This is a genomic window from Shewanella sp. GutCb, assembly GCF_002836135.1.
In the GTDB taxonomy this organism is placed as follows: Bacteria; Pseudomonadota; Gammaproteobacteria; order Enterobacterales; family Shewanellaceae; genus Shewanella.
Window position 1 is genome coordinate 249,396 of record NZ_PJBL01000002.1, and the last position, 22,624, is coordinate 272,019.

Sequence of the window (22,624 nt, forward strand, 5' to 3'; positions counted from 1 at the left end):
GTTATACTGGGTGCGAGATTCAATTTTAGCTGTGATGTTTTTTTATATATGGGTAATAGATGCAAAAAATAGCCGCTGATGATTGCTAATTACTTCAAAAGTTCGCACTATACGGCTAAATTCGATAACAAATATTGTCGCCACACCTTCAAATGTTAGCGGTATGTTATCTACAAAATATAATTGCCATGCTCTCTTATTAACGAGAAATCAGCTTTATGAAAGTCACTATTAATGATGTCGCTAAACACGCTGGCGTATCGATAAAAACCGTCTCTCGCGTCACCAATAACGAGCCTTCGGTAAAGCAAGCAACGATAGATAAAGTTAATGAAGCCATTCAAGCATTAAATTATCAACCCAACCTTGCGGCAAGAAGCCTAGCAGGAACAAGCTCTTACGTTATTGGTTTTGTTTATGACAATCCTAACGCCTACTATATTATTGATATGCAAAATGGTATTTTGTCTGCATGTAAAGATCTTGGCTATGAGCTGTTGATCCACCCTTGTGACTCAAAGTCTGCAGATATTTGCGATGAACTAATAAAGCTGGTTAAGCACAATAGGTTATCGGGTTTAGTCCTCACTCCTCCTTTATCAGAGGACCCGGAAATATTGGCCGCACTTGATAAAATAGATGCCAGTTATGTACGCATCATTGCAGGTGAAAAGCTTGAAGATAATAATGGCCTAGCAGTGCTGGTGGATGATAAATCTGGCGCAATATCTATCACACAACATTTAATCGATCTCGGTCATAAACAGATCGCATTCTTAAGTGGTGATGAACAACATGAATCGACTAAAGAGCGTTTAGCCGGTTTTAAGCAAGCACTAAGCAACAATAATATTGCGATTAATAATAGCTTCATCATTGATGGACAATATTCGTTTGAATCGGGGGTCGAAGGCGCTAAAAAGCTATTAAGGCAGTCAAAAAAACCTACCGCTATCGTCGCTTGTAACGATGAAATTGCCGCAGGGGCATTGTTTGCAGCACGACTTGAGGGAGTTGATATACCAGCAGACATTTCGATTGTCGGCTTTGAGGATAGTCCTTTTTCACGTCAAACCTGGCCTAAACTGACCACAGTACATCAGCCCAACGAAAAAATTGCACATATCGCTACTGAGTTATTAATCGCCAAGCGTCGCGCTCAAGCGTCAGATCAATCGAGAGTATTTGTGCCAGAGCCAGTGATTAGAGATTCTTCAACCTCGCCTAAAAAGTAATCGCCGTCTTTTCGCATGACTTGCTCGCTAAATCATGTGAAAGGACAGTAATATTGTTATACCGCTTCTTCGTTTTCTTCGCCTGTACGTATACGAATGACTCTTTCAACATCAGTCACAAAAATCTTACCATCACCGATTTTTCCCGTACGAGCAGTATCAACAATAACGTCAATCGCTTGATCGAGTTGTTCATCTTGAATAACCAGTTCAATTTTTACTTTAGGTAAAAAATCGACCATATACTCCGCGCCGCGATACAGCTCAGTATGACCTTTTTGACGTCCAAAGCCTTTAACCTCAGACACCGTCATTCCATTAATTCCAATATCAGCAAGTGACTCACGTACATCATCTAACTTAAATGGTTTAATAATAGCTTCGACCTTTTTCATCGTAAAACTCCTAACAACCTGCTGAATTAACTAATTTAGTAACTATCTAGCTTAACATGCAGCCACAAAACTCTGTAGTCTAAAGTGATTTTGTGCCGACTTTAAAAATGAATGCTGTCTTCTTATAACGGAACAATCTAAAAAATCAACCTAGGTTGAGCTAACACGATCACTATACTGCCTAAAGTTATTCAAAAGCTATCTAGTCGCAGGATGCGATATAGCTTGTTCAGGGAAGATACAACATGATTAAAAAGAAGCATGGCTTTACGTTAATCGAGCTTATGGTCACACTTGTGGTAGCAACAATTTTAACTGTAATTGCAGTTCCGTCCTTCAATACGCTATACGCACAAATCCGTTCAGACTCAAGCATACGTAAAATTCAACAATCAGTGCAACTGGCAAGAAATCATGCAATTGCATATGGTTTAAGAGTGACAGTTTGCCCAATATCCGAACAAGGTTGTAGCGATGACTGGCATAATAACATTACAGTATTCACAGACTCTGGCACATTAAACTTGATAGATGGGCAAGATAAAATTATTTACATCATAGGGCCATTTAACGCAAAAGACTTTGTCAGCTATAACCGAACAGCAATTAGATTTCAAGCAGAAGGACTAGCGTCAGGAACCAATGGAACCTTGAGTTATTGCCCTGATACCATCAATAATTCATATTCGCGTGCCATAATTGTCAGTCAATCTGGTCGCGTTAGATTTTCTAAAAAGAAGAATATTGAATGTGATTAATTGTACATATTTAAAAGGCGAACATTATTAGTCAAGAAAGGCTTTTAAGCCAATATTTTGGCGGGTTCTTTGTATTATTTAGCTACTGAAAGTCATCACAATTTGTAATATACTGCTGATGTTGTTAGGTAAAGGATATCGCCATGAGACACTATAAAAAAAGAATAAATGCTTTCACTCTTGTGGAACTAATGGTGACGATTGCTATCGCGACTATTTTAATTAGTATTGCCATCCCCTCCTTTACCGTTTTCTACGAAGATTCAAGAAGTGAAGCTGCAATAAGAAATATTCAACAATCTCTTCAGTTGGCGCGCAATCAAGCTATCAGTTATGGTGCAAGAGTAACCGTTTGTCCCCTTTCAGGTACTACTTGTGGGGATGATTGGGAAAATGGCTTTAAAGTATTCATTGATAATGGCACTATTGCAAAACTAGATAGCACTAATGGTGTTGATGATAAAGTGATAATTGTGGTCGATCCCTTTCATAGTAGCGACTTTGTTTCCTATGACAGAAATTCAATTAGTTTCTCTTCAGAAGGAAGTATTACAGGAACATATACTTCCGGCATATTTTCATACTGCCCCACCAGTAAGTCGAATGAAAATACCAAAGCTATAGAAGTTACCCGAACAGGTAGAATGAAGCTTTCTACGAATACGCTAACCTGTAGTTAGAATTAGTTAACTATTTGCTAACTAACTCTAACGACAAGGTCTAATCATCTAACGGTTAAACCATCTAGCTTTTGCGCTTCTACATTGATAAATGTCTCGTCGAGCCCAACACACTCAACAACCTCTTTTATGTACGCATTGTTCCCATCATTTCTGTTAGGAACCTTCCTGGCTGGCAGCGTTGCCATACTAAGTTCTAATTTTTCCACCTGCCAATTATAAAAAGCAATCTGCTCAACGGTGGTTGTTTTCAAAAAACACTTATAATCTTTTTTTTCACCGTTACTTGCCATTGCATTAGGTATAACCGAAGCTACAAGTATAAATAAAACAGAATTTCTCATTACCAACACCCCTTTGGCGTTTTTTCCCCTGTCTCGGTAATCTGCAGAACCCCACAAGAACTATCGCGTGTAGCTTGAGCCCCTTTTGCAGTTGCCTTAACTTTAAACGTACCCGTTCCTACTATCGTAGCGCTTACGCTATAGTTCTCGCCATCGGTAATAAAAGGGTTAGCGTCAAAGCCTAAATCTGACATATTTCCAGTATAAGTCCTGTTATCGAAATAAAATTGTTCCTGCAAATTTGCAGCATCAGCCAGAATTGTTAAGCCTTCAGCCCTCGCGCCTTTTGCAACGTAATCGACATATGATGGATAAGCGATTGTCGCCAAAATCCCTATAATAGCGACAGCTATCATTAACTCGATTAATGAAAAACCTTTTATTCTATACATCAATTAACCTTACTCATCCACATGGTAATAAATACGGTTTATTCCTAAACCGCCACCTACACATTTAACATCATTTTCCCCGCATGGCGGTGGTGGGCAATTAACATCTCCAGCTTCACATTCTTGTCTTTCAACATTATCGAGAGGCAGTTCAGGAAAATACATTTTGTCGCCAGGAATTGACAGTTGTGGGGTATCAGGGACCCTTTCTCCTAACTCAATATACTCTTTAGTGTAAGTACGCGTACCTTTATGTAAAGCAAAAGAGTAAAGTCGACCTTGACCTGAAATCAAACATTGGTTGCTCGATGAAGTATCACCGGGAACGTAAGATGTAAAATACACTCGGCCTTGAATAATAGCTGCTCCAGCTAAACTTTTCTCGCCAACTGCACTTAGGTTATAGTACCACCCGAGTTTTTTACCGAATGCAATATTTTCATCTTCTGTGGTAGCTGCTTTAGACGTTACATTGTATAAATTTTCTAAGATTATCGGCGCTGGAATCGAGTTCCCATTTGAACCATCAAACGAACGGGTAACAACATTGCGATCTTGCATTGTAAAAAACTTATCATCTCTTGATTTATCTGACGGATGCGGTCTATGGCCGGAACCAATGACAACGGCATCATAAGGTACATTTTGATAATTTTTAGTCGTTGTTGTTGAACCCTCAATGACGACACTCACCTCAGAAATATTTGTAAATACTGTTTGTGCAACTGCTGGCTCAGCAAAAAACCGCCTATCAGATGCAAGCGTCCCACCACCTAAATCTGCAAATTTAAAAGCGGTCCATGGCGCTATCGCATCATTTGGGTAACCACTAGGTAAATCAAGCCGCCATACATGCCCCCCAGTATCAGATGCATAGATTCTGTCGGTTAGACGATCATTATTACTGTCTAGTACCGCGACTGAATTAGGTATACTGTCAGTGATCCCGGGGATTTGAGTAATATTAGAACCCGATGTAGGACCAAAAGAATGCACTAACTTGCCGGTAGCAGCATCTACGATAAATACACCGCGCGCTTCCGAATCAGATGATCCGACTGCAGCACCATCCTTTGTTGATGGAGAATAACCAGCGCCAAAAATAAGCACAGGCTTAGCATTAGCGGGATCTGTATTACCGATAGGCCAGCCTGGAATTCGAGTGACGACGGGTTCAGACCATGTTTGACCCAGTTCAGACATTCCCGAACTATCTGCATCAATTTTCCACATAAAACTAGGCGAATCAGGTGACGTTACGTCGAACGCATAGTATGACTTCCCACCTCGACGCATACCTATGAACACCCAAGCCTTTTCAACTCCTGAGCTACCAGTCTCAACATAACTAACAGGTGAACTATCCAAACCATAAACTGAATGAACTCCAGTCGGAATATTAGATTTTAATTCTCGTAAATTGGGGAACAATTCATATGGTATAAATGCCCATGATTCAGAGACGCTATCTCCACTATCTTTAAACATATGCAAGAAGCCGTGATTGGTCCCCATAAAAATTCGAACATCGGGCGTTGCTGTCGTTCCAAAATTAATAGCTAGAGGCTTAGAATGTAGTGGGTCACCTAATATATCGGCACGATTATCCGTAATAAAGCCGTCACCATCATCGTCATCAACATCGATACCCTTAGCCCAATTAAAAGTATCGCTCAGCTGAGACTCATCAATCCCCATGTAACTGGCTAAATCTCCATCCCCACCAGCATAGTTTGAAGCATTGTTCTTCGTGAAATTAACCATTGCACTGTTAGTGCCTATGTTACTGAGCAATTTACGACTCGTGCCGCGCTTTAGCATATCTGCCACGCCCCCGACTTTAACATCATTGCCATCTCCACCATCGCTAGCAGCAGAACACACTGAATCTAACGTCCAATAAGAACAAACTGAAGACTTGATACTACCGTCACTCGCTAATGCATTGTTACCTTTTTTATCAATAATATCGCCTCCAGCCGTTACCTTAAACTTCTTTAGGTTACCCGACCAGCGAGGGCCTTTATTCGGTAAAAACATAGAGTAATAAACTGAATCAAATGTTTTTGTTCTATCAAAATTATTACTTGCTATCGAAGGGGATGTAAAGCTAGCGTTAACTTCTAAAATTTGTGAGAACACTTGCTGTAAAGCAGACTGTAAAGCTGTTGCGTTGGCCGCGGGGAAATACTTCCCTCCACCTTTTTCAGCCGTTTTTAGTAATAAATCAGCAGCATCATCAGCTCCCTCACTAAAGCCAATGGTAAATGTAGTAACATTTTGGTCATCAGGAAAAGCTGAAGTAGTATTCACATCATTAGTGTTCATCCAACCCGCAAGTGCCGGAAGATAACTTGTAAAAGATGGGCTTGCGTTAGTAAATATGTCCGTAGTGCTTACGCCTGGTAATCCAAGCACTTTGTCATCGGCTGCATGATCAACCGTTGGAACACCATCTGTAATATAGACAATATAGGCTCTGTTTTGACATTCTTTAAACGGAGATAAGTACTTACCTCCCGATTGTGCTGTAAAATCTTGAGGTGGATTATTCTTAGTATATGACAAATGTCTAGGTTTATAGTCTTTGTCACCAAAATATACATTCTTACCTGCAAAATATCGATACGCTTCATATAAAGTTTCACATAGTGGTGTATTTGTTGATGCTGGAAGGTTATCAATTGTCGACAACAACGAAACTTTATTCGCTTCAGTCATACTCTTAATGCCTGAAATAATTCTCCCACCATCACCATAGCCATCTTCAGGATAGTTAATGTTAAAAATAGCCAAGCCAAAATCAACACTCGGGGTAGTGACAATCGTATTCTTAATCACTTCTTTTGCTATTTCGAGACGAGACTTGGGGACTGTAGTTTGATCGCCGTGATACCAGCGCAAATAATTGTCAGTATAGAGTGTTATTGCCTGCCCAGTGCCGAATCCTGTTTGTTCTGCTTTTTTGTATGCATCATCAATTTCTGATGTTGTCGAACTCCCATCAACTTCAGCATAACGTACTGGGTTCTTTTTATTACCCGCACTATCTATTGGGAATCCTGATGGGTGCCCTGGTGCATTGCGCCATTTTTTGTCATCTATATCATCAAAACAATCAATATGGGTGATATTAGCCCCGTTATTATCAGGTACCTCTTGCCAAGTACCATTTTGCCCAGAAAAACTATACTCGCGAAAAAAACCAGTAAAGACACCATAGTCGCTAAGATAATCCCAAGAACTTTCACAGCCGTTAATCTCAGCTAGAAAACGTCGGCTTTCGGATGGGCTATCAGGGACAGGTATAGATGTATTATCAATCCCACCTTTAGTAAAGTAGACCATGCGCTCCTGCAAAGAGTTATCGCTGCCGGATGCTGGATAAGTAATATTAGGATTATAAAATGCTTCAGCATCATTGACCATAGTCCCCATACTACCTGAGTTATCAAATATAATTAGCACTTGAGGTCTGGCACCGGAACGTGCTGATGACTCATAAACATATAACTCAGTATCGTCACCATGACTAGCACCTGAAAGAACGATTACAGCGCAAGCTATGACAATGAAAATTCGTTTAACCCACATAATGACTAACTCCCGGTTATAACTTCTTGTTCTATTCCTGCAACGACAACCAAACGGCCCATGTCATCACGACCGAATGTTGCTGTACTAGAAACTTCAACTCTTCTACAACTAATCAAATTTGCGCCACTGGCGACAGAACTCCTCTGACAGCTGACATCACCATCAGCCATTGGTGTCATCGTGCTAGACACACTAAATACATTATCAACAACAGTTACGATTGAGTTAATATTGGCCATGATGGTACCTTGATTGGCGACAAGTACTTTATTCATGGCACCATGTGCCTCAGACATCGCTTCGACCCTCTCTGAACCGGCTCCAGCCATTCGAATTGACTGAGTAGAATTAACAGCTAATGCCACCCCAATAACCGTCATAATGAGCAGAATAATCAGCGAAAAAAATAGTACTATCCCTTGTTGTTTTTTCATTCTCATTTTCATCAAACTAGTTCCTAATCAGTATAGGGTTTTCTAATACAACTGTGGTCGAGACAACTTTACGCCTAAATCCATCATTACTGGCGGAAATAGTTTTATCACCAAGTACATAACTCTTTGTATTACTGTAACTAGTATCTTCATCTATTGAGCGAACTAATAGGAAAATCCTCAACGCTACTAAACGCCGAAACAACCCATTATCCCACATTAATGAGGTCACATTTTGCGCAGGCATAAAACTGTCGGCAGTATTATCGCCATCGCTATCAAAACCATACATCACTCTAAAATTCTCGATCCCTTCGACCAATTGCTCATAACTATTACGGGTTTTCATCCCACCTTTTCCTAACACACGTCTCATCAAGACAGGTACGCCATTATCATTTTTAATAAAATAGATATGATGCTGGTACTCCCAGAACCGTGCATTATCAATACTCGGTGCAGTTTGATCACCGGAAAATAGCACTGCCTGACTTGCTGTAGTTGCCATATAATAGCGATTAGTATTAAATGCCGTAACAGCGGGACCAATCAACCTTTTTACCTGAAGCACATCAGTATTTGCTGTGACACCTGATAAACAAGCAAAAGATTCTGTTCCTATACTCTGCTCATATCCCCATAATCGTCTAAAGTGAGCGGGTTGGTTATTGGGGAAACTAGCATTATTTGCACCACCGCCAATGCAGTCACTAGCAGCAGGAATAGCTACAGCATTGACTTGAGTATTCATACCTATAACGAAGTCTGTCCCCGTCATATCAGCCATAAAACCCAGTTGGCTAACATCTCGTTCGATTAAAGCCAAAGCGATGCGTCCATTCTCCTGCAGCTGATTAAATTGACTCGTTGTCGTGACATTCGCAGAAGACATTGCGAACATAGAAAAAAGACCAGCCGATAAAAATAAACTCACGACCATAGCAACCATCAATTCTACTAATGAATAACCACTCTGTTTATCTCTAATTAATCTCATTACATGTGCCAATTTAAATTATTACAGTACTTAAAGAATATGTTCGGCGTCGATCATTCGCTGTGCCGCACCCCTTCACGAAATCACTTTTATTCGACGCTCCATCGCTTACACTGCGAACTCCCCGCCAAGTCATGACAACAAGGACCTCACCTGTTGCTTTTACATCGACACATGCAGTAGCACCATCAAGCCCACCCACACTTTTAGTGCCTTGTAGTTCTGATGCACCACCAAATAGTTGCTCCCACTGATATAAATCCCATGTGCGTGTTTCTGCATTGCTACAGATTACAGTGGCTCCTACGCCCACATCACATGATTTACCTGGTTTTGATAGTAAGCCAGCATAGGTGCCACGGTATAGCAGGAGTTGAGAACGATTCAGTTTCATTCTATTAATAATATCGTTAGCAAGGTAAGTAGCTTGGGTTTGCTGAAAAGATTCGAAACTGCCGCGTTTCGCAATAATGTGGAGATTAAAAATACCAATTAGACCAACAACTAAAATAACTAAAGAGACCATCACTTCAATTAAAGAAAGACCCTTTTGTTGGTTTTTCATTACTGTCAATTCCTTTGCTTTAGTCATATTATTGACGTTAAATTTATGTTTTTAGTGTTTTAAATCTGTAACTTAGGAAGAGTAAATCAGCATACAGGTTAATGGTAGTTTAGTCGAATGTTAGCTTTGGTCTGGTTGTTAATTTAAACGTAAAGGTCATTGATGTGTCTGAATTATAAGCATAAAAAAAGAGGCCTAAGGCCTCTTTTTAATCAGTGCGATGTTCGCTTTAGCGTAACTCGGCGGGGACAGCAAATACGGTATCTTCCAACCGGCCTTCGACTTCGGTAATAACGCTTGGCGCCATATCCGCGATAGCATCAACAACTTGCTTAACTAACACTTCTGGTGCAGATGCTCCAGCGGTTACAGCAACACGTTGAACACCATTAAACCAATTGGGGTCCACATCATCTGCATTATCAACTAAATAGGAGTTAGTCCCTTTCTTTTGCGCCAATTCACGCAAACGATTTGAGTTAGAGCTGTTTTTAGAACCTACCACAATAAACAGCTCGACCTCTGCAGCAACATTACGTACAGCATCCTGACGATTTTGCGTTGCATAACAAATATCATCTTTGCGTGGGCCTTCTATCCCAGGGTACTTCTTCTGCAAAGAAGCTATCACATCCGCAGTATCATCCACTGATAATGTTGTTTGAGTCACAAAGCACAAGTTATCAGGATTTTTGACTTCAAGCTTAGCCACATCTGCTGGAGACTCAACTAAATGAACTCCGCCCTCTGGGTTATCATATTGACCCATAGTGCCTTCGACTTCTGGGTGACCAGCGTGACCAATAAGAATACATTCAATGCCTTTACGGCTCGCACGAGTCACCTGCAAATGAACCTTGGTAACCAGTGGGCACGTCGCATCAAACACCTTAAGACCACGAGTTTTGGCTTCAGCACGAACCGCTTGCGATACGCCATGAGCGCTAAAGATAACAATGCTGTTATCCGGCACTTGATCTAACTCTTCAACAAACACGGCACCACGATCTTTAAGGTTTTGCACCACATAACGGTTATGAACAACTTCATGTCGCACATAGATAGGTGGGGAAAAAAGCTCTAATGCCCGTTCAACAATACTAATTGCACGATCAACACCAGCGCAGAAACCGCGAGGATTTGCTAAAAGAATTTTCATAATTACAGTACCTGTACCACTTCAAGTTCAAATGTTAGCACTTGACCCGCCAATGGATGATTCAAGTCGACAGTGACAGAGTCACCAACAACATCTCGTACCATGCCAGGTATTTCGCTGCCACCTGGGCCGCCAAAACTCACAATAACACCCGCTTCAAGCTTCATATCAACAGGGAAACGGCTCTTATCCATATGGTGTACGGCATCAGGGTTAGACACGCCGAAGGTATCAGCTGGCTGCAAAGTAAAGCTATGGCTATCACCCACTGATAAATTGCTAATTTCGGCTTCAAACGCTGGGCTTAAGCTTTCATCACCAATATTAAAGCGAGCAGGTTTTCCTGCCGCCTTGGTACTTTCAGCTGTCGATCCATCTTCAAGTACTATGTTCATGTGACACAAAATTGAATGCATATCTGACACTTAGATTACCCCTTTATATCAGCTGAGTTTTTGACATCTTTACCGGAAACAAAAGAATCCAAAATGATGAGTCCGGCACCGACGCAGATGGCAGAATCAGCAATATTAAATGCTGGAAAATGACTACTGTTCCAATAGAAATCTAAGAAATCGACCACAAAACCATGTTGCAACCGATCAATTAAATTACCTAGTGCTCCGCCGATCACTAATGTGTAAGCCAGATTTAAACGCCACATTTTACTTGGTTGCTGACGCAACCAAACAGAAAGTAACACACTAAAACCAACCGCGACGAAAGTGAACAACCAACGTTGCCAACCCCCTGCATCACTTAGAAAACTAAATGCCGCGCCGTAATTACGCACATAGGTAAAGTTAAATATCGGTAATAACTTTACCGATTCATACAGCTCAAAGCTGGACAAAACCCACTGTTTAGACAGTTGGTCAGCAAGTAACACTAACACAACTATCCAATACCAACGTAGGCCACTGTCTTTCCAAGAAGTGGGCATTACAGATCCTTTATTATGCAAACTGGCGAGTTTCGCCTTCACCTTCGATATTGGTCACACAACGCGTACAAAGCGTTGGATGTTCAACGACTTGGCCAACATCTTCTCTATGATGCCAGCAACGCTCACACTTCTCAGCTTCAGACTTTTTCAGCCCTAGCTTCAGAGTCGCAAGCTCAGTGTCAATAGCATCCGCAGGTGCTTGAGAAAGTGCCACTACATCGGTCTTAGAGGTCAATAACACGAAGCGTAATTCATCACCCAAAGTGTTAAGTACGGTAGACAATGCTTCATCAGCGTATAGCGTAATTTCAGCTTCCAACGATCCACCAATCAACTTTTCACGACGAGCGCTTTCAATCACTTTATTCACTTCAGCGCGAACTGCTAGCAATTGGTCCCAGTATTCATCGTTCAGATCGGAATCAAGCGTCACAGACGTCAGGCCTTCATACCACATTTCTGTAAATACGAATTCACTACGTTCACCTGGAAGTAGTTTCCAAATCTCATCAGCAGTGAAGCTCAAGATAGGTGCCATCCAGCGCACCATAGCCTCAGAGATAAGGTACAGTGCGGATTGACAACTGCGACGAGCATTACTGTCATCTTTAGCCGTGTACTGTCTGTCTTTAATAATATCAAGGTAGAAGCTACCTAGCTCAACAGAGCAGAACTGCATCAGCTTTTGAGTCACTGAATGGAAGTTATATTCGTCGTAAGCTTCAATCAGTTCCTGTTGTAATGCAGCGGCACGGCGGACAACCCAACGATCTAAAGCAACCATGTCTTCAACGGCGACCATATCTTTTTCTGGATTAAAGCCATTGATGTTAGCCAATAGGAAACGAGCAGTGTTACGAATACGACGATAAGCATCAGCACTGCGCTTGAGGATTTCGTCAGAAACGGTCATTTCACCGCTATAATCGGTTGCAGCTATCCATAAACGAAGTATGTCAGCGCCTAGCTTGTTGGTGACATGCTGTGGAGCAATCACGTTACCAACCGATTTAGACATCTTACGACCTTTGCCATCAACAGCAAAACCATGAGTCAGCACTTGCTTATAAGGCGCTTTGCCATTCATCGCAGTAGAGATCATTAATGATGACATGAACCAACCACGATGCTGGTCGCTACCTTCTAAATAAAGGTCAACTTCATGGCCATTAAACTCTGGACGCGCTGCTACAACAGATGAGAATGTTGAGCCTGAGTCAAACCATACGTCTAACGTATCTGTCACTTTGCGGTATTGGTCAGCTTCATCACCTAGAAGCTCAGAAGCATCTAAATCCCACCAAGCTTGAATACCTTCTTGCTCGATACGGTTAGCCACTCTTTCCATTAGTGAGACGCTATCAGGATGAAGTTCATCTGTTTCGCGGTGTACGAATAAGGCAATTGGCACCCCCCAGGTACGTTGGCGTGAGATACACCAATCTGGACGGTTCTCGACCATCTTCTCTATGCGGCTTTGGCCCCAATCAGGGATCCACTGTGTTTTCTCGATTTCACCCAAGGCTTGTTGACGCAGCCCTTTTTGATCCATTGAGATAAACCACTGCGGAGTCGCGCGGAAGATAATCGGTGTTTTATGACGCCAGCAATGTGGGTAGCTATGATTAATCGCAATATGATTAAGCAATGCGCCTTTCTCTTCCAATAACGTGACGACGCTCTTGTTCGCTTTGAAGACGTGTTGTCCTGCAAAAATCTCGGTGTCGGCTTTATAAACACCATTGTCACCCACTGGGTTAGCAACTTCTAAACCATACTTTTGGCCAACAATGAAATCGTCTTGGCCATGGCCTGGTGCAGTATGAACAATACCCGTACCTGAATCGACAGTAACGTGATCCGCTAAGATAACTGGCACATCAAAAGCATAAAATGGGTGATTAAAGCGTAATAGCTCAAGTTCAGAACCGAGTACATTCGCCAGCACTTTATGCGACTCAGCACCAAATCGTTCAACACATGACTCAACTAAGTCTTCAGCTAATACCAGTGCTTGAGTTTGGCCGTCTTTTACCATCTCAACCAAAGAGTATTCGATATTGCCAGCAACAGCCAATGCGCGGTTAGCAGGCAGAGTCCAAGGCGTTGTCGTCCAGATAACCATAGAGATGTTATGTGGATATTCAGTAACACCAAACTTAGTGAGTAAAGCGCCCTTATCGACAACTGAAAAAGCCACATCGATTGCCGGAGACATCTTGTCTTCATATTCAACTTCAGCTTCAGCCAGAGCAGAACCACAATCAGTACACCAATGCACAGGCTTGACACCTTTGTGCAAGTGTCCGCTTTCAATCACTTTTGATAGTGAGCGTACAATGTTTGCTTCAGTGCCGAAATCCATAGTTAGGTAAGGGTTTTGCCAATCAGCAAATACACCTAAACGGATAAAATCATCACGTTGGCCATCAACTTGCTTAGCCGCATATTCACGGCATTTTTGACGAAACTCTGCCGCCGTAACTTTGTGGCCAGGCTTACCGACTTTTTGCTCTACTTTGAGCTCAATAGGTAGACCATGACAATCCCATCCAGGAATGTATGGCGCATCAAAACCAGACATGGTCTTTGACTTGATAATAATATCTTTAAGAATTTTATTAACTGAGTGACCAATATGAATATCACCGTTTGCATATGGAGGACCATCATGCAAAATAAACGGCTTGCTCTCTTTACGGCTCTCACGGATCTGTTGATACAGTCCTTTCTCGGTCCAGGATTTTAACATCTCTGGCTCACGATTAGCCAAGTTACCACGCATCGGAAACTCAGTTTCCGGCAAATTCAAAGTAGATTTATAGTCGCTCATTAACCCTTTACCATTTTGTTAGCTAAGCTATTAGCCTGCATCGCTGCCAAGCAGGGCTTTCGCTCTGTTGGCATCATTTTCAATTTGTTTTTTCAGCGCATCTAGTGATCCAAATGGCTGCTCGTCTCTAATCTTTGCCACCAACTCAACTTCAACGGCTTTACCATAAAGGTCACCTTCAAAATCAAATAGATGGACTTCTAACTGACATACTTGACCATTCACTGTTGGTCTAAAACCGACGTTTGCTACGCCTTCATATATATCGCTATTGTCCCAATAAAGCTTAACCGCAAAAACACCTCGAACAGGCGAGACTTTGCGCTTTAACGCGATATTAGCCGTGGGAAAACCTATGGTTCGCCCAATCTTTTGACCATGCGCAACCTTGCCACTAAGGATAAAGGGATGTCCAAGCAAACGTCTTGCTTGTTCCATATTACCGCTAGCGAGTAGCTGCCTTACCTCTGTAGAACTGACGCGCTTGTCACCTAAAATAAAGCTTTGCGTACTCACGACTGCAAAACCGTGTTTCTCACCGGCTTTACGTAGCATGTCAAAATCACCCTGACGCTGGCGACCAAAACAAAAGTCATCGCCAACCACTAAGTACTTAATACCGAGTGCTTTAACCAATAATTGTTCAATAAAATCTTCTGCGCTAAAATCAGCAAACTTCTTATTAAAGTTCACACATAACACCCGGTCAATCGCTAACTCATCGAGCAACATTAGCTTATCGCGTAATAAGCTCAAACGAGCAGGTGCATTTTCGCATCGAAAAAACTCTTGTGGTTGCGGTTCAAATGTCATTACGACTGCAGGTAAGCCCAGGTGTTGCGCTTTTTCTACAAGCCGATTAATCACTTCCGCATGGCCACGATGAACACCATCGAAGTTGCCTATTGTTAATACGCAACCATGATGCTTTGGCAAAATATTATAAATACCGCGGATTAATTCCATTATCCTACACGACACATGAGAGTAAATGGGCGGATTATATACCAGCTAGTCTTTATAATCAGCCCTCAAACTGCAGCTTTCATCTTCCAAGGGCGAATTCCGAAGCAAACTAGGCAAATAAAGTACGAGGTTGCTGCAATTACAATCAATTTAGCAAGCTCTATTCCACGTTCTGACAACGAAAAATCTAACCAAGCAGCGATGGATGGCTGCAAATAGTAAATAACCGCTAACATAATCAGTGCCGCAACCAGCGTCTTAACGGAAAACATAATCGTCGAGGTACTCAGCCGATATACATTCGCTTTATGCAACCCTCTGTATAGCAGGCAAGCATTAAGTGCCGCTGACATAGAAGTCGCAATAGCAAGACCGACATAGCCGAACGGGATGGCGAAAATGAGGTTAAACACCATATTACTTACCATGGCGATAATACCGTAACGCACTGGCGTTTTAGTATCTTGGCGAGAGTAATAACCCGGTGCCAAAATTTTAATCAACATAAAGCTCAGTAGACCACTACCGTATGCCATCAAACTGTATGATGCCATTTCAACATCATCATAGGTAAACGCACCGCGCATAAACAGCACCATCAGCATGGGTTTAGCAAGCATAATCAAGCCACACATGGCCGGTAAACCTAATAAGATAATCGCTTTAACGCCCCAATCCATTGTCTGTGAAAACCCTTCGCTCTCAGCGTTAACATGACGTTTAGATAATGCAGGCAAAATAACCGTCGCTATTGCGATACCAAACAGCCCTAATGGGAATTCAAGTAATCTATCAGAGTAATACAACCAACTGATTGAACCCGTCATTAAGAAACTAGCGATAAATGTATCGAATAACAGATTGATTTGTGACACCGACACCCCGAAAAGTGCTGGGATCATTAAAGTTCGAATCTTAGTCACCCCAGGGTGACGCCATCCCCAGCTTGGTTTAACAATCGCTTTTTCTCTGATAAGAAAAGGGATTTGAAACAAAAATTGAATCAAGCCACCAAAAAACACTCCCCATGCTAATCCTATTTCAGGCTGTTCAACATTGGGAACCAAAAACAGAGCTGCGGCAATAATGGCGATATTGAGGAACACCGGGGTGAAAGCAGAAACCGCAAAACGCCCGCGAGTATTTAGAATAGATCCCGCCAATGCGGTAAAAGTGATAAACCATAAATAGGGAAAGGTTATCTTCAACATTAACGCGGCTAGTTCAAATTTTTCTCCGCCTGGAGCATCATTCAACCAAGCAAGAAACCAACCACCACCGAACAATGCTGCCAACACGGGTGACGCTATGACGCCTACCAAGGTTACAACGCTAACTAACACACCGAGCGTACCAGCGACCTTACCCAGTAGGTCTCTTATCTCTTCATCGCTGTTTTTTTCTTGATATTCGGTTAAAACGGGGACGAATGCCTGTGCAAAAGCACCTTCAGCAAACAGACGCCTTAAAAAATTAGGAATTTTATTAGCAAAGAAAAAAACATCGGCGCTACTGCCTGCGCCCATAATATTAGCGATAACAACGTCTCTCACTAACCCTAAAACACGTGAAATTAGTGTCATAGCACTGACTATCATGCCTGACCTAAATAGCTTTCTACTCAAAACGCCCCCTGCCCCATATGTATAGAGCTAAAAAAATTGGGCGATACCACGCACTAATTAGCGCTCCCCCTATTGTCTCGTAGCAATACCTGCTAGAATTGCGCACTATATTACACGAGTTAGGTTGAAGAAAGCCAAGCTGGTTAGATTATTTTGAGTTAATCAAACTGATTTGACTATTGTCATTGACAAAATGACATAAATAGGGCATATTCCTCGACCTCAAAAATACCAAACACAGTTTTAGGAGTTGCACCTTGGCTAATAGCAAGTCTGCAAAGAAGCGCGCACTTCAGTCTGAGAAGCGTCGCCAGCACAACGCAAGCCGTGGCTCAATGCTACGTACTTACGTAAAAAAAGTAATTGCTGCAATTAATGCAGGCGACCACGAAGCAGCTACTGCCGCTTTCGTAACAGCACAACCACTTGTTGACCGTATGGCGACTAAAGGTCTTATTCACAAGAATAAGGCTGCTCGTTATAAGTCACGCTTAAACACTAAAATTAAAGCACTTGCTGCTTAAGTTTTAGTTTTAAAGCAAAAGTAAAAACCGGCTTCGGCCGGTTTTTTTATGTCTAAAATTTGAGTTTAATGCCGGAGCCATGCTTCTAATACCAATTGCATTAAGTATTTGACCCATTCAGAGCACCTCATACTTTTCAATTCAAGGCGCATTGGTGAAAAGGGTTGATCCCTTTTAAGCCACTGCAAAGCGGAAGTGGGAAATCTGAGTCGCTTAACGAGTGCGGACAACGTTTAAAGCAAATGGCAAAGCCCTTTAAGCTTCGTTGTGAGCTTTAGATATACGACTAAATGGTCTGTTTTGTCCCATACAAAATATGCCATTGCCTTCCTTCATGGAGGTCAAGTGCAGGAGGTACGAGCCCAAGAATGGACGAAGGTAGAATAATGCAGGAGCAATTATCGAGAGTCATGCATGGAGTAATTACCGAGGATGCCAGAGCCGAGAATCACTATTAGCTTCAATCCCCATCTCGCTTACAGGGCTTTGAATTCACGCTGAATGGTCAAACTTTTAATGCAACGGGTATAATGGCTGGATTCACAATTTTTAGATAAAAAAATAGAGAGGCATGCCTCTCCATTTGTAACAACGATTGAAACTGTAGCGGCGAAAATGAGATTAGCACTTGCTTGTAGCCTAGTGCTATTACGCTACCGTTTGTAAGCTATCGCTATAAATATTATTAAGTAGCTTAATGATCTCTGCAACTTCTTCACTCTTTAACGAGTAATATACCGTTTGAGCTTCTTTACGCGTTTCAACCAAATTATCTTTACGTAACCACGCAAGGTGCTGCGAAAGAGCAGATTGGCTTAATCCCAATTTCTTGTTCATTTCGCCAACGCACATTTCCCCTTCGTTAAGAAGATAGCACAAGATAAATAGGCGGCGCTCATTCGCCATTGCCTTCAATAACACAACGGCATGGTCTGCTCGTTGCTGTATTAGTTCCATATTCATTACGAACTATTTCTCCTAAAACAAACCGACCGCCTAATATAGCGCTGCCCTGCAGATATAGTCGGGACATAAAGCACACTTTTTGCTAGATTGTTTTCAAAAATGGGACATGTGTAATAAAAACAAAGGAAACTCATGAAAAGCATCTATCTAAGACTCACGGCGGGGGTCTTTTTGGCCAGTTTAATTGGTTGTCAAAATAACAAAATAAATAGCCCTGACGAACACATTGTAATGCAACTTCAGCAACGAGCACTGAGCTCAGATCTTGCTTACGATTTGGTTGAATCACTGACCGTCGAAGTCGGACCGCGACTCGCCGGTAGCGAAAAAGACCTCATTGCGGTGCAGTGGGCTGAATCTAAACTTAAGACGCTTGGCTTTGATAAAGTCTATAAAGAACCAGTACAAGTACCGGTGTGGCACCGTGGCGAAGCAAAAGCATCGATTGTAGCGCCTTTCCCTCAGCCATTAGTCATCACCGCTTTGGGCGGTAGTATATCAACTCCAAAAAATGGCATTGAAGCCAATATCATCCGCTTTGATAGTTTAGCCGCACTGCAAGCCGCCTCAACTAACGATGTCGCAGGTAAGATTGTATTTATCGACCAGATCACCGAGCGCCATATTACTGGTAAGGGTTATGGTAAAAGTGTCGGCGGACGCTCAAAAGGCGCGATTGCAGCAGCAGAGAAAGGCGCTTTAGCCATTATGATCCGCTCTATTGGAACGGATCACGACCGCATGGCACATACTGGCATGATGAAATATAAAGATGGCGTTGCCAAAATTCCGGCTGCAGCAATGTCGAACCCTGATGCCGATCTTATTAATGCAATGCTTAAGCGTGATGCAAATATCACAATCAACCTGATGTTGACGGCACAAAACCAAGGTTTTGCCACTTCATACAATGTCATTGCTGAAGTCACCGGTTCTAGCAAGCCCGACGAGATAGTACTTATTGGCGCTCACTTAGATTCTTGGGACGAAGGTACTGGCGCGATTGATGATGGTGCTGGTGTGGCTATTGTCACGGCCGCGGGCAAGCTAATTCAAGACTTACCAACAAAACCTGCTCGGACCATTAGAGTCGTTTTATATGCAGCTGAAGAACTCGGTTTAGTTGGCGGCAAAGCTTATGCCAAAGCCCATAAGGCCGAGTTAGATAAGCACTACATTGCCGCCGAGTCAGACTTTGGTGCTGGTAGGATCTATCAGATCGATTATAGAGCCAGTGAAACCGCTTATACCGAGTTATTAGCCCTTACGACACCTATGACTAATAATGGTGTTGCCTTAGGCAATAACAGAGCATCAGGAGGCCCTGATGTCTCGATGTTACCTTCACAAGGGGTGCCAGTAGCCTCATTAAGGCAAGATGGGAGCGATTACTTCGACTATCATCACACTCCAAACGATACTTTAGACAAAATTGAGCCCGCTGCGCTTCAGCAAAATGTTGCCGCATATGCGCAGTTCGCGTACTTAATGGCGCAGTCAAAAATTACTTTACGCCCCATTACTGTCAAATAATCGCGATTAACCCAATAAAAAAGCAGCCATTAGGCTGCTTTTTTATCGGCTATATACTACCGCCAACTACTGCTCTTCTCGCAAGAATACCGGGGCACTTACTGTTGAATCTGCTTCACTGTAACAATAGCCAGCGCTATCAAATTTTATCAGTGCATCTAACGTATCGACTTTGTTATCTAATAGGTAACGCACCATCATACCTCTGGCTTTCTTAGCAAAAAAGCTAATAACCTTGTATTGGCCATTCTTTTTATCTTTAAAAACAGGAGTTATAAGCGTTGCAGTTAACTGTTTATGCTTAACGGCTTTAAAGTACTCATTTGACGCTAAGTTAATAATGAACTCATCATTTTGGGCGTCTGTCGTCTGGTTGAGCTCATCGGTGATGATATCTCCCCAAAACTGATACAAGTTAGTGCCTCTACTGTTACCCAAACGAGTTCCCATCTCTAATCGATAGGCTTGCATCAAATCGAGTGGTTTCAACAGGCCATAAAGACCCGATAGGATCCGCAACTGTTGCTGCGCTTTTTGAAGACTCGCCTCAGATAATGTATCGGCATCAAGCCCGGTATAAACATCACCGCGAAAAGCAAATATGGCTTGCTTAGCATTCTCCGGAGTAAAATTAGGCTGCCAACTACCAAATCGAGCAACATTTAAGCCTGCTATTTTATCGCTAACCTTCATTAACGATGCAATATCGCTCGGGGTTAATTCACGGCAGACATCAATCAGCAATTCACTTTGCCTCAACAACGTCGGCATTGAATAACGTTCAGTACCCGCTGGGTTTTCGAAATCTAACGTTTTTGCAGGTGAAACCAAGATTAACATTATGATGTCCTATACAGAGATATTCTTAAACTGAGACAATCATACTGATCAAAAACAAAAAAACCACGCTTATAAAGCGTGGTTTTTTAGATTGTGTTAATTCAATTTACCGCACCGAGCGGTTAATCCTATATTAAGATTTGTTTGCAATAGGCTCATCATTAGTCCATTCACCCGTTTCAATCCCCTTTATTTCTGGGAATTGACTAGCATCAAACGTTGGAGAAACACCTGCTTTTATTTGACGTTCGTAATCTTTCACTACCGCAAAGGCAACCTTAGAAAGCAACACTATCGCAGAAATATTTACCAGCGCCATTAACCCCATTGATACATCGGCAAAGTTCCACACCAGTTGCAAAGAGGCCACTGAACCTGTCATCACCATCGCCAATACTAGGACGCGGAAAACATACAGCACCTTTTTACTTTTAGTCAGGAACATAATGTTGTTTTCGGCATAGCTATAGTTAGCAATAATTGACGAGAAACAAAACAGTATAATTGCGAATGCAATGAAGTAAGCAGACCAACCACCAAGCTCGTTACTTAGTGCCAATTGCAATAGACCAATCCCCTTGTGCTCACCAGGATTGTCTAACACACCTGACAACAAAATAATCGCAGCAGAAGCAGTACAGATGACGATGGTATCGACAAATACACCGATCATTTGCACAAAACCCTGTGATGCTGGGTGATTAGGGTTTGGTGTAGCTGATGCAGCAATATTTGCCGCGCTTCCCATACCCGCTTCGTTAGAGAACAAGCCACGTGCAACACCGGCCATCATCGCGCCCATCGCGCCACCAGCAGCTTCCTCCCAACCAAAGGCACTTTTAACAATCAGTGTTAGCGCTGCTGGAACCTGCTCGATATTCAATACCAATACCGCAATTGCTACAGCTAAATAAGCAACAGCCATTACCGGCACAATCAATTCAGATGCGCGAGCGACTTTTTTCAAGCCACCGCAAATAATATATGCAGATGCCATCACAATCACTAAACCAACAATGGTTTTATCCAAACCGAATGCGTTGTTCAGCGCGTCGGTCATGGTATTAGCTTGTGCGGCATTGAAGGCAAAACCGAAAGCGATAATAAGTAGAATAGAAAACAAGGTTCCCATCCATCTCTTACCTAGGCCTTTCTCCATATAATACGCAGGTCCACCACGATACTGACCTTCATCGTCTTTTACTTTATAAACTTGTGCTAATGTTGACTCAATAAATGCAGTCGCCATACCGAGCAGCGCAATCAGCCACATCCAAAAAATCGCACCCGCACCACCAACAGTTATCGCAACGGCGACTCCCGCCATGTTACCGGTGCCTACTCTTGCAGCCATCGATGTACAAAAAACCTGAAAAGAGGAGATACCATTCACTTTTTCACGGCCTTTAATCACTAATTTGACACCGTGGCCAAATAATCTGAACTGAATAAAACCTAGACGAAAAGTAAATAGCACACCCGCTGCCACTAATACATAAATTAGTAAGCTTCCCCACAGTAGGCCATTGACAGCATTGACGGCAGATTCAACTGCATTAATTAACGGTTCAAACATAATTATTCTTTATCCCCATGACAAACATAATCAAGCGCTTTCACTCTGGATTAGGTTTGGCTTGTATTTTTCCTTCCTAAAGTATTTAAATGACAACAGATTTTCTTTTCGAATTATCCTATACGTGATTAAATTACCACCACGCCTGCCGCATTCCGCGCTGCAAAATAGCATAGCATTGGTTCAACCCTGAGTGATACAGGTCACATTTCATCATTTAGCTGACAACCGAATCACACAAAACGCCAGGCATACTCAA

The 22,624-nt window shown here is 42.2% G+C and carries 21 protein-coding genes; 5 read left to right on the forward strand and 16 right to left on the reverse strand.

The genetic code is table 11. The annotated features are described in order from the left end of the window. Positions 1–218: 218 nt before the first annotated feature. A complete protein-coding gene (locus CXF86_RS02840; RefSeq protein ID WP_102038295.1) occupies positions 219–1,235 on the forward strand; it encodes a LacI family DNA-binding transcriptional regulator in 1,017 nt (338 codons plus the stop codon). A 56-nt stretch (positions 1,236–1,291) separates the two neighbouring features. Here CXF86_RS02840 and CXF86_RS02845 read toward each other — a convergent pair whose 3' ends face one another. Next, on the reverse strand, positions 1,292–1,630 hold the full coding sequence (locus CXF86_RS02845; RefSeq protein ID WP_102038296.1) for a P-II family nitrogen regulator: 339 nt from the start codon (positions 1,628–1,630) through the stop codon (positions 1,292–1,294). A gap of 245 nt (positions 1,631–1,875) precedes the next feature. Here CXF86_RS02845 and CXF86_RS02850 point away from each other — a divergent pair, with 245 nt between their 5' ends. Beyond that, the gene (locus tag CXF86_RS02850) at positions 1,876–2,388 is read left to right on the forward strand and encodes a GspH/FimT family pseudopilin (protein WP_102038297.1); all 513 of its coding nucleotides are present in this window, start codon (positions 1,876–1,878) and stop codon (positions 2,386–2,388) included. 143 nt (positions 2,389–2,531) lie between these two features. Next, entirely contained in the window at positions 2,532–3,068 is a 537-nt protein-coding gene (locus CXF86_RS02855) for a GspH/FimT family pseudopilin (protein WP_102038298.1), read from the forward strand. Positions 3,069–3,112: 44 nt separating this feature from the next. Here CXF86_RS02855 and CXF86_RS02860 read toward each other — a convergent pair whose 3' ends face one another. From CXF86_RS02860 to murJ, 12 genes are all read right to left on the reverse strand, one after another. Then, a complete protein-coding gene (locus tag CXF86_RS02860; RefSeq protein ID WP_219622716.1) occupies positions 3,113–3,412 on the reverse strand; it encodes a TapY2 family type IVa secretion system protein in 300 nt (99 codons plus the stop codon). Then, positions 3,412–3,804, reverse strand: coding sequence for a type IV pilin protein (locus CXF86_RS02865; protein WP_102038299.1), 393 nt, complete (start codon positions 3,802–3,804; stop codon positions 3,412–3,414). Before CXF86_RS02865 ends, CXF86_RS02860 begins: the two co-directional genes overlap by 1 nt. A 9-nt stretch (positions 3,805–3,813) precedes the next feature. Further along, positions 3,814–7,398: a pilus assembly protein gene (locus CXF86_RS02870; RefSeq protein WP_102038300.1), complete on the reverse strand. Its 3,585-nt coding sequence runs from the start codon at positions 7,396–7,398 to the stop codon at positions 3,814–3,816. A 5-nt stretch (positions 7,399–7,403) separates the two neighbouring features. Continuing rightward, positions 7,404–7,835 carry a pilus assembly PilX family protein gene (locus CXF86_RS02875; protein ID WP_102038326.1) on the reverse strand — a complete coding sequence of 144 codons (432 nt, stop codon included), beginning with the start codon at positions 7,833–7,835 and terminating at the stop codon, positions 7,404–7,406. Positions 7,836–7,851: 16 nt separating this feature from the next. Further along, positions 7,852–8,832: a PilW family protein gene (locus tag CXF86_RS02880; RefSeq protein ID WP_102038301.1), complete on the reverse strand. Its 981-nt coding sequence runs from the start codon at positions 8,830–8,832 to the stop codon at positions 7,852–7,854. Between the two features lie 13 nt (positions 8,833–8,845). Then, a complete protein-coding gene (gene pilV, locus CXF86_RS02885) occupies positions 8,846–9,397 on the reverse strand; it encodes a type IV pilus modification protein PilV (RefSeq protein WP_102038302.1) in 552 nt (183 codons plus the stop codon). Between the two features lie 229 nt (positions 9,398–9,626). Continuing rightward, on the reverse strand, positions 9,627–10,556 hold the full coding sequence (gene ispH, locus CXF86_RS02890; RefSeq protein WP_101090435.1) for a 4-hydroxy-3-methylbut-2-enyl diphosphate reductase: 930 nt from the start codon (positions 10,554–10,556) through the stop codon (positions 9,627–9,629). Positions 10,557–10,558: 2 nt separating this feature from the next. Then, positions 10,559–10,972, reverse strand: a complete 414-nt coding sequence (gene fkpB, locus CXF86_RS02895) for an FKBP-type peptidyl-prolyl cis-trans isomerase (protein ID WP_374702317.1) — start codon at positions 10,970–10,972, stop codon at positions 10,559–10,561. Positions 10,973–10,986: 14 nt separating this feature from the next. Further along, on the reverse strand, positions 10,987–11,499 hold the full coding sequence (gene lspA / locus CXF86_RS02900; protein ID WP_101090437.1) for a signal peptidase II: 513 nt from the start codon (positions 11,497–11,499) through the stop codon (positions 10,987–10,989). Between the two features lie 13 nt (positions 11,500–11,512). Next, positions 11,513–14,335 (reverse strand): isoleucine--tRNA ligase, encoded by a 2,823-nt coding sequence (ileS, locus tag CXF86_RS02905; protein WP_101090438.1) that lies wholly within the window; start codon positions 14,333–14,335, stop codon positions 11,513–11,515. Positions 14,336–14,365: 30 nt separating this feature from the next. Next, complete coding sequence (ribF, locus tag CXF86_RS02910; RefSeq protein ID WP_101090439.1) at positions 14,366–15,301, reverse strand: bifunctional riboflavin kinase/FAD synthetase; 936 nt, start codon at positions 15,299–15,301, stop codon at positions 14,366–14,368. A 65-nt stretch (positions 15,302–15,366) separates the two neighbouring features. Then, the gene (gene murJ / locus CXF86_RS02915; protein ID WP_102038304.1) at positions 15,367–16,926 is read right to left on the reverse strand and encodes a murein biosynthesis integral membrane protein MurJ; all 1,560 of its coding nucleotides are present in this window, start codon (positions 16,924–16,926) and stop codon (positions 15,367–15,369) included. A gap of 257 nt (positions 16,927–17,183) precedes the next feature. On the opposite strand from murJ, the gene rpsT reads away from it, so the two are divergent. Next, positions 17,184–17,450, forward strand: coding sequence for a 30S ribosomal protein S20 (gene rpsT, locus CXF86_RS02920; RefSeq protein ID WP_101090441.1), 267 nt, complete (start codon positions 17,184–17,186; stop codon positions 17,448–17,450). A gap of 648 nt (positions 17,451–18,098) precedes the next feature. Here rpsT and CXF86_RS02925 read toward each other — a convergent pair. After that, positions 18,099–18,413, reverse strand: coding sequence for an ArsR/SmtB family transcription factor (locus CXF86_RS02925; RefSeq protein WP_101090442.1), 315 nt, complete (start codon positions 18,411–18,413; stop codon positions 18,099–18,101). A gap of 135 nt (positions 18,414–18,548) precedes the next feature. On the opposite strand from CXF86_RS02925, the gene CXF86_RS02930 reads away from it, so the two are divergent. Next, positions 18,549–19,949, forward strand: coding sequence for a M28 family metallopeptidase (locus CXF86_RS02930; RefSeq protein WP_101090443.1), 1,401 nt, complete (start codon positions 18,549–18,551; stop codon positions 19,947–19,949). Positions 19,950–20,015: 66 nt separating this feature from the next. On the opposite strand, the gene yaaA is transcribed toward CXF86_RS02930, so the two are convergent. Together yaaA and CXF86_RS02940 are read right to left on the reverse strand one after the other, a co-directional pair. Further along, on the reverse strand, positions 20,016–20,789 hold the full coding sequence (gene yaaA, locus CXF86_RS02935) for a peroxide stress protein YaaA (protein ID WP_101090444.1): 774 nt from the start codon (positions 20,787–20,789) through the stop codon (positions 20,016–20,018). 133 nt (positions 20,790–20,922) lie between these two features. Next, positions 20,923–22,365, reverse strand: a complete 1,443-nt coding sequence (locus CXF86_RS02940; RefSeq protein ID WP_101090445.1) for an alanine/glycine:cation symporter family protein — start codon at positions 22,363–22,365, stop codon at positions 20,923–20,925. Between the last annotated feature and the right edge of the window lie 259 nt (positions 22,366–22,624).